This window comes from Curtobacterium sp. Csp1 (assembly GCF_013347185.1).
This window is the reverse complement of the sequence record NZ_CP054594.1, coordinates 809859-823243: the sequence shown is the minus strand read 5'-3', so window position 1 is coordinate 823243 and position 13385 is coordinate 809859. Positions and strand designations below refer to the sequence as shown.

At 74.0% G+C, this 13385-nt stretch carries 9 protein-coding genes; 5 read left to right on the top strand and 4 right to left on the bottom strand.

What is annotated here, in order from left to right; all coding sequences use genetic code 11:
• Positions 1-80: 80 nt before the first annotated feature.
• On the bottom strand, positions 81-974 hold the full coding sequence (locus tag HUN58_RS04085; protein ID WP_180225970.1) for an endo alpha-1,4 polygalactosaminidase: 894 nt from the start codon (positions 972-974) through the stop codon (positions 81-83).
• Between the two features lie 271 nt (positions 975-1245).
• Between HUN58_RS04085 and HUN58_RS04080 the strand changes: the two genes are divergently transcribed.
• Positions 1246-2868, top strand: coding sequence for a DEAD/DEAH box helicase (locus tag HUN58_RS04080; protein ID WP_180225969.1), 1623 nt, complete (start codon positions 1246-1248; stop codon positions 2866-2868).
• Between the two features lie 140 nt (positions 2869-3008).
• Positions 3009-3212, top strand: coding sequence for a CsbD family protein (locus HUN58_RS04075; RefSeq protein ID WP_058742809.1), 204 nt, complete (start codon positions 3009-3011; stop codon positions 3210-3212).
• A gap of 120 nt (positions 3213-3332) precedes the next feature.
• Here HUN58_RS04075 and HUN58_RS04070 read toward each other — a convergent pair whose 3' ends face one another.
• Positions 3333-3875: an NUDIX hydrolase family protein gene (locus HUN58_RS04070; protein WP_058742808.1), complete on the bottom strand. Its 543-nt coding sequence runs from the start codon at positions 3873-3875 to the stop codon at positions 3333-3335.
• Positions 3876-3948: 73 nt separating this feature from the next.
• On the opposite strand from HUN58_RS04070, the gene HUN58_RS04065 reads away from it, so the two are divergent.
• Complete coding sequence (locus HUN58_RS04065) at positions 3949-4569, top strand: alpha/beta hydrolase (RefSeq protein ID WP_254631620.1); 621 nt, start codon at positions 3949-3951, stop codon at positions 4567-4569.
• A gap of 240 nt (positions 4570-4809) precedes the next feature.
• Here HUN58_RS04065 and HUN58_RS04060 read toward each other — a convergent pair whose 3' ends face one another.
• Entirely contained in the window at positions 4810-5481 is a 672-nt protein-coding gene (locus HUN58_RS04060; protein ID WP_254631619.1) for a PadR family transcriptional regulator, read from the bottom strand.
• 151 nt (positions 5482-5632) lie between these two features.
• On the opposite strand from HUN58_RS04060, the gene HUN58_RS04055 reads away from it, so the two are divergent.
• Positions 5633-10423: an ATP-dependent helicase gene (locus HUN58_RS04055; RefSeq protein WP_180225967.1), complete on the top strand. Its 4791-nt coding sequence runs from the start codon at positions 5633-5635 to the stop codon at positions 10421-10423.
• Positions 10424-10464: 41 nt separating this feature from the next.
• On the top strand, positions 10465-11244 hold the full coding sequence (locus tag HUN58_RS04050; protein WP_180225966.1) for an Fpg/Nei family DNA glycosylase: 780 nt from the start codon (positions 10465-10467) through the stop codon (positions 11242-11244).
• A gap of 119 nt (positions 11245-11363) precedes the next feature.
• Here the strand turns inward: HUN58_RS04050 and HUN58_RS04045 are convergent, their stop codons facing one another.
• Positions 11364-13349, bottom strand: coding sequence for a glycosyl hydrolase (locus tag HUN58_RS04045; RefSeq protein ID WP_180225965.1), 1986 nt, complete (start codon positions 13347-13349; stop codon positions 11364-11366).
• Positions 13350-13385 lie beyond the last annotated feature (36 nt).

The following is a 13385-nucleotide window of genomic DNA, read 5'->3' as shown; positions in this document are numbered from 1 at the left end:
GGATTCTCGCAGCGACATCGCGCTGCGCCGAACCGCCGACGTTGCGTCTTGCGGGACGGAAGCGGACGGGACCGGCGCGGTCAGCAGTGCTCGAAGACGTACGCGTCGTCGTCGGGGGTGACCAGGTCGCGGTCCCGCAGGATCGTCATCGGCGGACGGTCGCGCATCGCGCACACCGACGACCACGACCGGTCGAGTGTGTCCGCGTACTCGACGTCGAGCACGCGGTCCCCGTAGGCCGCCGTGTACGCGCCGCACTCCTGGTACTGGACGCACTCCTCGGCGACGACGAAGTCGAAGCCCGTCGCCGTGCGGCCAGACGTCCCGAGCTGCGGGGTGTTCTTCTGCCCGACCGCCAGGCCGTGCTCGTGCCCGAGCCGCACGAGCGCCGACGCCAGCGCGAGGTTGTCCGCCCGCGTCAGGCGCTTCCCGGAGCGGGTCCACGAGTCGAGGTTGTCGTACTCGACGGCGTCGAACCCGCGGTCGGCACACCGCGCGACGTCACGCCGCAGGACGCCCACGACCTCGGCACGCTTCGCGGCGGTGGTGGTGTCGAGGAGCACCTCGTCCGGCCAGCCGGGGTCCGACACGGGCTCGCCGTCGTCGTCGCGGAGGACCGCGTCCGGGTGGTCGGACAGCCAGGCGTCGGTCTCGTCGGGCTGGGTCTGGAAGCCGTTCACGTAGCAGATCGAGTACGTGCCGGCCGCCGGGTGCGCGGTGCTGTCGCGCTCGACGATCGTCACGCCGGCCGGGGGCGCGTAGGGACCGCCGAGCTGGTAGTCCGGCAGTCCGGACACCGGGAAGGCCCAGACCGCCGCGGACCCGATGGGAGCCGGGGCCCGACCGATGGGCGCGGTCGCGGTCGGGGCACCACCGCCCGCACAGGCCGCCGCACCGAGGGAGACGAGGACGGCAGTCACCACCGCGGAGACGGCGGCCTTGGTCGGGGTCAGCGGGGTCCTGCGGGGGCGCACTCCGGGATCATCGCACGCGCTCGGCGAACGGCCATCCCCGCGATCACGGGTCGCCCGCTATGCTGGGGGTACTCGAGGCGCCGATCGCCTCGTGCGTCGTACGGACGCCCCGGACTCCCGACCCTCATCCGGTCGATGATCACGCACCGTCACATCCGGTGCCAGGCTCTCTGCTGCGGCGACCGCGTCAGCCACGCTGATGCGGGGATCCCGCCCGCGCGCCGACCACGAGCGCGCCCACGGCCGGCACGTGCCGGCCCGAAAGGTCACCATGACCGCATCCCCCTCCTCCGTCCGTTTCTCCGACCTGGGCGTCCCGGCGCCGATGGTCGACGTCCTCGTCCAGCAGGGCAAGGAGACGGCGTTCCCGATCCAGGTCGACACGCTCCCCGACTCCCTGCGGGGCAAGGACGTGCTCGGCCGCGGCCGCACCGGTTCCGGCAAGACGATCGCGTTCGCGATCCCGCTCGCCGCACGCCTGGCGGCCTCGCCCCGCAAGCGTCGCGCCGGTCGCCCCCGTGCGCTCGTGCTCGCCCCGACGCGGGAGCTCGCGACGCAGATCGACGCGACCCTCGCCCCGCTGGCGAAGGCGATGGGCCTGAACACCACCACGATCTTCGGCGGTGTCGGCCAGGGCCGGCAGGTCGACGCGCTCCGCGGTGGCGTCGACGTCGTCGTCGCCTGCCCGGGTCGCCTCGCCGACCTCATGCAGCAGGGCCACGTGCACCTGGACGGCATCGAGGTCACCGTCCTCGACGAGGCCGACCACATGGCCGACATGGGCTTCCTGCCCGGCGTGACGAAGATCATGCAGGCGACGCCGGAGCAGGGGCAGCGCCTGCTGTTCTCGGCGACGCTCGACAACGGCGTGGACAAGCTCGTCAAGAAGTTCCTGCACAGCCCGGTCATGCACTCCGTCGACGACGAGACCAGCCCGGTCGAGGCGATGACCCACCACCTGTTCGAGGTCGCCGACGCCGACGCGAAGAAGGACCTCGTCCGCACGCTCGCCTCGGGCACCGGTCGCCGCATCCTCTTCATGCGCACCAAGCACCACGCCAAGCGCCTCGCGAAGCAGCTGACCAGCCAGGGCATCCCGGCCGTCGACCTGCAGGGCAACCTGTCGCAGGGCGCCCGGGAGCGGAACCTCGCGAAGTTCTCCTCCGGCGAGGCGCTCGTGCTCGTCGCCACCGACGTCGCCGCCCGTGGCGTGCACGTCGACCACGTCGAGCTCGTCGTGCACGTCGACCCGCCGACCGAGCACAAGGCGTACCTGCACCGCTCGGGCCGCACCGCGCGTGCCGGCTCCTCCGGTGACGTCGTGACCGTGACGCTGCCGGCCGAGCGCCGCGACGTCGCGCAGATGATGCGCGCCGCCGCGATCTCGGTGAAGCCGCAGCAGGTGACGGCGACGTCCCCCGCGGTGACCGAGCTCGTCGGCGAGGTCGCACCGATCCGGCACGTCGAGGAGCAGCCGGTCCAGCAGCAGCAGCGCCAGCGCGCGCCGCGTGCCGAGTCGGCCGGCTCCGGCAGCGAGGGCGGCGGTCGTCGCCGTGGTCGCGGCGGACGGTCGGGAGGCGCGGCCCAGCCCGCCTCGACCGGTGCGTCCGGCACGTCGGGCCGGTCCGGCAACGGGCGCGGCGGCCGGTCGACCTCGGGTCGCGGTGCCGCCGCGGCTCCGGCGAGCGCGGCCCCGGCGACCGGTGGACAGCGTCGCGGCGGCTCAGGCCGTCGTGCCTCGAGCGACGTCGTGCGCGGCGGGTCGAGCGCCGTGTGGTCGTCCGAGGGCGGGTACGTCGGTGGGCGCAGCGCCGGCTCGGAGTCGGGCGGCGCGCGGCGTCGCAGCGGCTCGCGTCGGGCCTCGCGTCCGGCGGGGTCGGCCGACCGCCACTGAGCTGACCGCCGCTGACTGACTCCTTCGGTCCGAACCTGGACGCCGGGTGCGAGCCCGGTCGTCCGGCGGCGTAGGTTCTCCTGCACCGGACGCCGCGCGAGCGGCTGACGGGGAATCGTCCGTCGTTGGAAGGAGACCGTATGGCTGGCAGCGAAGACAACAACCACACCGGCGAGAAGCTCGTCGGCAAGGTCAAGGAGGGCCTCGGCAACCTGACCGGCAACGACAAGCTGAAGGCCGAGGGTCAGACCGACCAGGCCAAGGCGTCGGCCAAGCAGGGCGTCGACGACGTCAAGGACGCGGCGCACGGCGTCGCGGACAGCCTCCGCAACGACAAGCACTGAAGCCGGTCCCAGCGACCGCGCTGCGAAGCCCCCGGAACCGATCGGTCCCGGGGGCTTCGTCGTCTGCGGGCGCGGTGGGCGGTCGCCGCGGCGGGTGGACGCTGCCGCGGACGTACTCCGCTAGTGCAGGGCTCCGACGGACGCCAGGCCCGCACGGAGCAGGGCGCCGCGGCCGCCCTCCATCTCCTCGGCGACGGCATCGGAGGCCGCCTCGATCGGGCTCATCCACGTGAGCTCGAGGGCGTCCTGACGCGGCTCGCACGTCCCCGTCACGGGCACGACGTACGCCAGGGAGATCGCGTGCTGCCGCTCGTCGGTGAAGACCGAGGCGCCGGGGAGCGGGAAGTACTCGGCGACCGTGAAGGGCGTCGGGCTCGCGGGGAGCTGCGGGAACGCCATCGGACCGAGGTCCTTCTCGAGGTGCCGGAACAGCGCGGTCCGGATCGACTCGCCGAACATCACGCGGCCGGAGACGAGCGTCCGGGCGATCGACCCGCTCGGCGAGACGCGCAGCAGCACGCCCACCTCGGTCACGACGCCGAGGCCGTCGGTGCGGACGGGCAGCGCCTCGACGTAGCAGATCGGCAGGCGACGGCGGATGTTCGCGAGCTCCTCGTCGGACAGCCAGCCGGAGTCGGGGTCGGGGGTGCGCAGCGAGGCCATGCACCGTGTCTACCAGTCGCCCCGGCGAGTTCGGCGCACGGCGCGGTCGCTGTGGACGGCTAGCGTCGTCCACGTGATCGATGCGGACGTCGTGCAGTGGACCCGGCCGGCCGACGAGCGGGCGGGGACGCCGCTGCTCGTCCTGCTGCACGGGGTGGGATCGAACGAGCGGGACCTGCTCGGGATCGCGCCCGCGCTCCCACCGGCGTGGACGGCCGCGTCGCTGCGCGCCCCGATGCCGTGGGGTCCCGGGTTCTCCTGGTACCCGCTCGGGACGCCGGGGTCCCCCGCGGTCGGTCCGGTGGACGATGCCGTCGACGGGGTCCTCGCATGGATCGACGACGTCGCGGCCGACCACCCGCGCATCGGACTGCTCGGGTTCTCACAGGGTGGCTCGATGGCGCTGCAGCTGCTGCGCGCCCGACCGGGGGCGTTCGCGTTCGCGGTGTCGCTGTCCGGCTTCGTCGTGCCGGGGGTCGCGGACTCCCGGGACGAGGCGGTGGCGACGGTGCACCCCCGGGTGTTCCTGGGGCACGGCGACCTGGACCCGGTGATCCCGGCGGAGGCGACCGCACGTACGCAGGCCTGGGCGGCAGCGCACACGGACGTCACGGACCGCACGTACGCGGGGCTGCCGCACGCGGTGTCGGCGGAGGAGCTCGCCGACGTCGCCGCCTTCGTCGACGCCGACTGACGCACGCCGCGGAGGATCGGCGGACGTCCCGAGCCCGTCCGCTCCGTCGGCTCCGTTCGCTCCGTCCGCTCCGTCGATGGAGCAGCCGACGTCGGATCGCCTCCGTGCACGCGACGGGTTCTGCTCCATCGACGGGGCGGGGCGACGGGGGGGGTGGGGCGACGGGAGACGGCCGGGAGGCACGTGGCGGGCCCGCCACGTGCCTCCCGACCGTCGTCGTGTCGCGTCGGACGCGAGCCGCTAGTCCGCCAGGATCTGCAGCAGGTCCTTGCGGAGCTGGTCGATCTTCGCGGTGGCCGCCTTCGTCTGCTCGTCGGTCGCGTTCGACCGGTACACGTGCAGCACGCCCATGGTCTTCCGGAGTGCTTCGACGAACTCACGCTGCGTGTCCGGCATGCCCGGGGCTGCGTCGAACGCCGCGGCGATCTCGTCCGACTTGGACGCGGCCTCGGCCCTGCCCGCCTCGGTGAGCTCGAACAGCGTCTTGCGCCCGTCGCCGGTCGAGACGACGAGGTCCTCGTCGACGAGCTGCTGGAGCGTCGGGTAGACCGAGCCGGGGCTCGGCTTCCAGGCGCCGCCGGTGCGCTCGGCGATGGTCTTGATCACGGCGTAGCCGTTCTGCGGGCCCTCGGCGAGGAGGCCGAGGATCGCGAGACGGACGTCGCCGCGACGACGGCGTTCGCGGCCGAAACCGGGGCCGCCGCCGAACCCTGGACCGAAGCCCGGGCCGAAGCCGCGTCCGCCGGACCCGGGGCCGAAGCCGCCGCGTCCGCCGTGGTCGTGATCACCGCGGTCGCGGCCGGGGAAGCCGTGCCCGTGGTGTTGCCGCGCGCCGCCGAAGCGGGGGCCGCGCGGACCGGTGCCGCGCTGGTCGCGGCGGTCGTGCATCTGGTCGTCGTGCATGGTGCGCATGAGGACTCCTTCTCTGTGTCGGGTGAAGCGGGCTCGCGATCCGTTGTGTGCGTGTCGCGATGCGTCGACGATAGATCGCTAACTATCGGGATGTCAAGCATCGATCTTCCTCGGCCCGCTGTCGGTGGCCGCGGGCAGGATGGGACGGACCATGACGGACGTCCTCGAGCGCTTCTCCCCCGCGACCGCGGAGTGGTTCCGCGGCGCGTTCGCCGCACCGACCGCCGCGCAGGCCGGCGCCTGGGACGCCGTGTCGACCGGGCAGCACGCGCTGGTGATCGCCCCGACCGGGTCCGGCAAGACCCTGGCGTCGTTCCTGTGGTCGATCGACCGGCTCATCAGCGCGACGGACCGTCCGCCCGCCAAGCAGCGCACGCGGGTGCTCTACGTCTCGCCGCTCAAGGCCCTCGGGGTCGACGTCGAGCGGAACCTCCGCAGTCCGCTGGTCGGCATCACGCAGACGGCCCGGCGGCTCGGGACGGAGCCGCCCGAGGTCACCGTCGGGGTCCGGAGCGGGGACACTCCGTCCGCCGACCGGCAGCGCCTGCTCCGCCAGCCGCCGGACATCCTCATCACGACGCCCGAGTCGCTGTACCTCATGCTCACCTCCGCGGCGCGCGAGACCCTGGTGAACGTCGACACCGTGATCGTGGACGAGGTGCACGCGGTCGCGTCCTCGAAGCGCGGGGCACACCTCGCCGTGTCGCTCGAGCGGCTCGACGACCTGCTCGACGAGCCCGTGCAGCGCATCGGTCTGTCCGCCACCGTGCGGCCCGCGGAAGAAGTCGCTCGGTTCCTCGGCGGCCGGGCACCCGTCACGATCATCGCGCCGCCCGCGCAGAAGACCTTCGACCTGCGGGTCGTCGTGCCGGTCGACGACATGACCGAGCTCGGCGCACCCCCGGTCGGAGCCGACGCCACCGAGTCGCCGACGAACGGCTCGATCTGGCCCCACGTCGAGGAACGGGTCGTCGACCTGGTCGAGGAGCACCGGTCGACGATCGTGTTCGCGAACTCCCGACGACTCGCCGAACGCCTGACCGCGCGGTTGAACGAGATCCACGAGGAACGGGTGCTGGCGGCGCGGGACGTCCGCGAACCGGCGGCCGTCGGTGCTGCCGGCACTGGGTCCGGACCGGGCGGTGCTGGGGCCGGGCCGGTCACGCAGTCTCCCGGCCGTGCATCTGCGCACGCCCCCGTCGCGCAGCCGAAGCGGCCGCCGGCGCAGGTGATCGGGCAGTCCGGGCAGACGGACGGCGGCGGGTCCGACCCGGCGGTCCCGGTGCTCGCCCGGGCGCACCACGGCTCGGTGTCGAAGGACCAGCGCGCGATCATCGAGGACGACCTGAAGTCCGGGCGCCTGCGCTGCGTCGTCGCGACGAGCTCGCTCGAGCTCGGCATCGACATGGGCGAGGTCGACCTCGTCGTGCAGGTCGAGGCCCCGCCGTCCGTGGCGAGCGGTCTGCAGCGTGTCGGCCGCGCGGGACACCAGGTCGGGGAGATCTCCCGCGGTGTGCTGTTCCCGAAGCACCGCGCCGACCTGGTCAACAGCGCGGTCACCGTCGAGCGCATGGTCTCCGGGCAGATCGAGTCGATCTCGGTCCCCGCGAACCCCCTCGACGTCCTCGCCCAGCACACCGTCGCCGCCGGAGCGATCGACACCGTCGACGTCGAGCACTGGTTCGAGCTCGTCCGGCGGAGTGCCCCCTTCAGCTCGTTGCCGCGCTCCGCGTTCGAGGCGACGCTCGACCTGGTGACCGGGCGCTACCCGAGCGACGAGTTCGCAGAGCTCCGGCCGCGCCTGGTGTGGGACCGCGTGCACGGCACCCTGACCGGGCGACCGGGGGCGCAGCGGCTCGCGGTCACGAGCGGCGGCACGATCCCCGACCGCGGCATGTTCGGCGTGTTCATGGTCGGCGAGAAGGCGTCCCGCGTCGGCGAGCTCGACGAGGAGATGGTCTACGAGTCCCGGGTCGGCGACGTGTTCGCCCTCGGTGCGACGAGCTGGCGCATCGAGGAGATCACCCACGACCGGGTGCTCGTCAGCCCGGCGTTCGGGCAGCCGGGACGCGTCCCGTTCTGGAAGGGCGACGGCATCGGCCGGCCCGCGGAGCTCGGCAAGGCCACTGGTGCGTTCGTCCGCGAGGTCGAGGGCGCCTCGGACGAGGACGCCCGTGCCCGGGTGGCCGCCGGTGGGCTGGACGACCGCGCCGTCACGAACCTGCTGACCTTCCTCCGCGAGCAGCGCGAGGCCACCGGACACGTCCCGAACGACACGACCCTGGTGGTCGAGCGGTTCCGTGACGAGCTCGGCGACTGGCGGCTCATCCTGCACTCGCCGTACGGCATGCAGGTGCACGCCCCGTGGGCCCTGGCCGTGGGCGCCCGGCTCCGCGAACGGCACGGGATCGACGGCGACGCGATGGCCGCCGACGACGGGATCGTCGTCCGGATCCCGGAGACCGACGCCGAGCCGCCGGGGGCCGACCTGTTCGTGTTCGAGCGCGACGACCTCGAAGCCGTCGTGACGGACGAGGTCGGCGGCTCCGCGCTGTTCGCCGCGCGGTTCCGCGAGTGCGCCGCGCGCGCCCTGCTGCTGCCGCGCCGGAACCCCGGGCAGCGGTCACCGCTCTGGCAGCAGCGGCAGCGCGCCTCGCAGCTGCTCGAGGTCGCGCAGAAGTACCCGACGTTCCCGATCGTCCTCGAGACCGTGCGAGAGGTCCTGCAGGACGTGTACGACGTCCCCGCGCTGCTCGGCATCGCGGACCAGATCGGCGAGCGCCGCATCCGCCTGGTCGAGCGTGAGACCGAGCAGCCGTCACCGTTCGCCCGGTCGATCCTGTTCGGGTACGTCGCGGCGTTCATGTACGAGGGCGACTCCCCGCTCGCCGAGCGCCGAGCCGCGGCGCTGTCGCTCGACTCGACGCTGCTCGGCGAGCTGCTCGGGCGCGCCGAGCTCCGGGAGCTGCTCGACCCCGAGGTGATCGCCTCCGTCGAACGCGACCTGCAGCGGCTGTCGCCCGACCGTCGTGCGCGGGACGCCGAGGGCATCGTCGACGTGCTCCGGCTCGTCGGGGCGCTCGACCTGCCGGAGCTGACGGCGCGCAGCTGGCTCGCGGACGCGGCCGACCAGCAGGCGGCGGAAGCCACGGTGCGGACCGCCCTCGACTCGCTCGAACGCGACCGGCGGGTGCTCTCCTTCAGCCAGGCCGGGACGACCCGCTGGGCGGTGATCGAGGACGCCTCGCGCCTGCGGGACGCCCTCGGGGTCCCGCTGCCGATCGGCGTCCCGACCGCGTTCGTCGAGCCCGTCGCCGACCCCCTCGGCGACCTGGTCGGCCGGTACGCGCGGTCGCACGGACCGTTCTCGTTGCAGGACGCCGCCGGACGCCTCGGGCTCGGTGTCGCGGTCGTCCAGGACACCCTGCGCCGACTCGTCGCCGACCGCCGGGTCGTCGAGGGCGAGTTCCGGCCGGACCGACAGGGCGCGGAGTGGTGCGAGGCCGAGGTGCTCCGCCGCATCCGCACGAAGTCGCTCGCGGCCCTGCGGCACGAGGTCGAGCCGGTGTCGCCGGACACCCTCGCGCGGTTCCTGCCCGCGTGGCAGCACGTGCACATCCCGGGGACCCGCGGTGGGCTGCGCGGCGTGGACGGTGTCCTGCAGGTGATCGACCAGCTCGCCGGCGTCGCCCTGCCCGCGAGCGCGTGGGAGACCCTCGTGCTGCCCGCCCGGGTCAGCGACTACTCGACGAGCATGCTCGACGAGCTCACCGCCACGGGCGAGGTCCTGTGGTCCGGTGGTGGCACGCTCCCCGGCAACGACGGGTGGGTCCGACTCCACCTGGCGGACACGGCGGAGACGACGCTCGCCGAGCCCTCGGGCGACGAGACCACCGAGCTGCAACGCGACGTGCTCGGCGCACTCGCCGGCGGCGGCGCGTACTTCTTCCGGCAGCTCGGCCAGGCGGTCGGCAGCACGGACGACACCGCCCTGGCGACGGCGCTGTGGGACCTCGTCTGGGCCGGACAGATCACGAACGACACCTTCGCGCCGCTCCGCGCGATGCTCGGCGGGAAGGCGAAGAGCACGAGTGCGCCGCGCTCCCGGCCGTACCGCGGCCGGCGACGCCCGACGCTCCCGACGCAGTCCGGTCCGCCTTCGGTCGGCGGCCGGTGGTCGCTGCTGCCGCTCGCGGAGTCCGACGGCACCGTCCGCGCCGCCGCGACCGCGGAGCAGCTGCTCGAGCGGTACGGCGTCGTGACCCGTGGCGCCGTGCAGGTCGAGGGCGTGCGGGGCGGGTTCGCCGGCGTGTACCGGGTGCTCAGTCGGTTCGAAGAGTCCGGTCGGGCCCGCCGCGGGTACTTCGTCGAGGGACTCGGAGCGGCGCAGTTCGCGACGAGCCCCACGGTCGACCGGCTCCGGACGTACGCGCGGGACCTGGACGACGACGAGCGCGCCGACGCCGACCGGGAGCGCCAGGCGTTGACCCTCGCCGCGACCGACCCCGCGAACCCGTACGGTGCGGCGCTGCCGTGGCCGTCCGACGGCGACCCGGCGGACACCGCCGTGGACGCAGGGGACGGCACCGATACCGGAACGGCGGCGGTCGCCCGCACGAGCACCGCGGACGTCTCGGCCGCCGGCACGGGCAGGGCCCGCGGGCACCGTCCCGGACGGAAGGCCGGCGCCCTGGTCACGACCGTCGACGGCCGCCTGGTGGTCTACGTCGAACGGGGCGGGAAGTCCGTCCTGACGTTCACCGACGACCCGGCGGACCTGCTCGCGGCCGCACGGTCCATCGCCGCGGTGGTGCGCTCGGGGCTCCGGAGGCTCGCGGTCGAGCGGGTGGACGGGGAGTTCGTCCTCGAGAGCCCGCTCGGCAGCGCCCTGCGCGAGGCGGGCTTCACGGCGACGCCGCAGGGGGTGCGGCTCCGTGTCTGAGCCGAGCACGACCTGCGCGACTCGGAGCGGGACGGTGCGCCGTGCCCGAGGGTGACACCGTCTTCCGGGCTGCCCGCCGACTGCACACCGCCCTCGCCGGCAAGGTCCTGACCCGCTCCGACTTCCGGGTGCCCGCGTTCGCGACGCTCGACCTGGTCGGCCGGACCGTCGACGAGGTCGTCCCGCGCGGCAAGCACCTGCTCCACCGGATCGGCGACCTGACCGTGCACTCGCACCTCAAGATGGAGGGCCGGTGGGACGTCTACGCCCCGGGTGAGCGCTGGCGACGACCGGCGCACCAGGCACGCGTGGTGCTCGACGCCGAGGACGTGTCCACCGTGGGCTTCACCCTCGGGGTGCTCGAGGTGGTTCCTCGCGACCAGGAGTCCGAGGTCGTCGGACACCTGGGTCCGGACCTGCTCGGCCCGGACTGGGACGCCGACCGGGCGCTCGCGAACCTCACGGCCGAACCGGACCGCCCCGTCGGACTGGCGTTGCTCGACCAACGGGTGCTCGCGGGCCTGGGCAACGTGTACCGGAACGAGCTGTGCTTCCTGCGCGGTGTGCTGCCGACGCGGCCGGTCGGGCAGGTGCAGGACCCGGCGCGGACGATCGCGCTCGCGAGCCGGCTCATCCTGGCGAACCGCGACCGCAACGCCCGCGTGACGACGGGTGTCGACCGCCCGGGTCGGCGCTTCTGGGTGTACGGACGGGCCGGCAAGCCCTGCCTGCGGTGCGGGACGCCGATCCGGCACGGGGAACTCGGCGACTCCGAGCTGACCCTGCGCGACACCTACTGGTGCCCACGCTGCCAGACGTAGCCGGAGCGGTCGGCAGCACCGGCCCGAGCCGGCCCGCACGGGCAGCGCCTGTCCACACGGGCCGAGCCGGCCCGCACGGGTAGCACCGGCCCGAGCGGGCCCGTCGCGTCACGTCAGTGTCACGTCCGCGTCATGATCCACGCGTACAGGTACGACCGCGAGTTCGCCGCGTCGACGACCGCGTCCGGCAACCGCTTCGCGTCCGCGAGCGCCGCCGCCGCGTCCGACTTCCCGCCGAGCGCCCGGTACATGAGCAGGTAGTCGCCGAACTGCACGTCGTAGCGGCCGTCCGGCACCGCCTCGTCGAGGACCCGCTGGATCTGCGCCCGACCACCGGCGCCGGCGTACTCCCCCGCCATCGCCGGCATCGGGATGAGCTCGATCCCCGCCGGAGCCGCCGCCGCGGCGCTGAACCACGTCGCGTGGTCGCGCTTGCCGCCCCAGTTCAGGGACACCACCCGGTGCGTGAAGCCCGGGAAGGCGGACAGGTCCGGGTCGAGGACGTCGCGCTGCGCCGACGCCGCCTCGTTCGACAGCAGCCAGGTGCCGACCGAGCGCAGGGACGCCGACCCGGACACCGTGCCCCAGCGGGCGACGCCGTTCCAGGCGGACACCGCCTCGGACGCGGACTCCTGGTTGTTGCCGTCCGCGAAGGGCGAGTACCCCGATGCCCACGAGTGCTGCGCGTACGGGTCGTAGACGCGGAGCGCCGGGAACGACGTCGTCCGCGTCGGCGAGGCGATGTCCGCCGCGACCAGGTCGGCGACTGTCCGCCACCGGGACACGAGCGCGTCGTCCCCGTCCGCGACCATCGCCGCCGCGGACAGCAGGTAGCCGTAGTGGAAGTGGTGGTCGTTGAACTCGTCGGACCCGAAGGACGGCTGCTGCCCGACGAGCCCGTGCACGGTCGGGTCGTACCGGAAGCACCGGGCGCTGCGGTCGCCGCAGCCGGACGCGTCGAACCACTGGTCGAGCTCGCTGACGATCGACGACTTCAGCGCCGCCGCTTGGTCGTCGAGACCGAGCCCGACCGCGAGCCGGTACAGCGTCGCGACGCGGTACAGGTCCTTGCCGCCGCCGTAGGTGTCGGCGGCGTACGACGACGGGTCGACCCCGGCGGCGTCCTCGCGGACCTGGTCGGCGAGCGTCGAGCGGTCCGCCGCGGAGAGCCCGGACAGGTCGAGACGGTCGTCGGGTTGCACGGTCTCCGCCGCGAACCGGAGCACGGTCCCGGTGCAGACCGGGGCGGGCCCGGTGATGGTCGCGACCTCCAGCCCGGTGCACGACAGGCCGGACGTGCCCTGACCGGCCTGCGGGACGAGGACGCCCGCACCGCCGCCGAAGTCGTAGCCGAGCATGGTGCGCTGCGTGGACCGGGTCGCGCTGCGTTCGAGGGTCGTGCCGGCGAGGGGCCGCGCGGCCGCGACGAGCCGTGCGACCTGGGACGCGCTCGCCCCGTCCGGGGTCGGCAGCAGGACGACCGAGCCGCCCTTCCGCAGCGCGATCCCGGAGCTGTCGACGGTGCCGTCGCGGACGACGACCTGCCAGGTGCGGCCGCCGCCGGTCATGGTCGCGGTGCCGTCACCGGTGCGGGTGAGCGGCGTGGTGGCGCGGAGCTGCCCGTCGCGTGCGGCCGTGTAGGTCACGAGCGGTGAGCCCTCGGCGACGACGGAGTGGCCGAGCACGGTGTCGCCGTCGCGGTGTTCGACGGTCACCGACACCGCGTCGTACGCCGACACCAGGGTGCTCGTCGCGCCGAGGTCGAAGCCGACCTGCGGTACGGCGCCGCCCGCGATGGTCTTCTCGGTCGCGGTGACGTCCGGCAGCCCGGCGGCGAACCCGCCGCTGGTGACCTGCCACGAGATCGGTGACGGGAACACCGGCTGCGGTGCCGCGCCGAACACGAGCCCGGAGAACCACCGGTTCGTCGGGGGCAACAGCCCGTCCGCCAGGCGCATCGTCCCCGCGGTGGAGGACGTGACGTCACCCAGGGCGGCGACCGCGCGCGCCTGGGCCGCCGCGTCGGTGGCAGAGGCCGACGGGGTCGGGTGATCCGTGCCTCCCGGCCCGGTGCACGCGGTGACCAGGAGGGTGACGGCCGTCACCAGGGTGACCAGCAGGACCGGACGGGAGGCACGGGT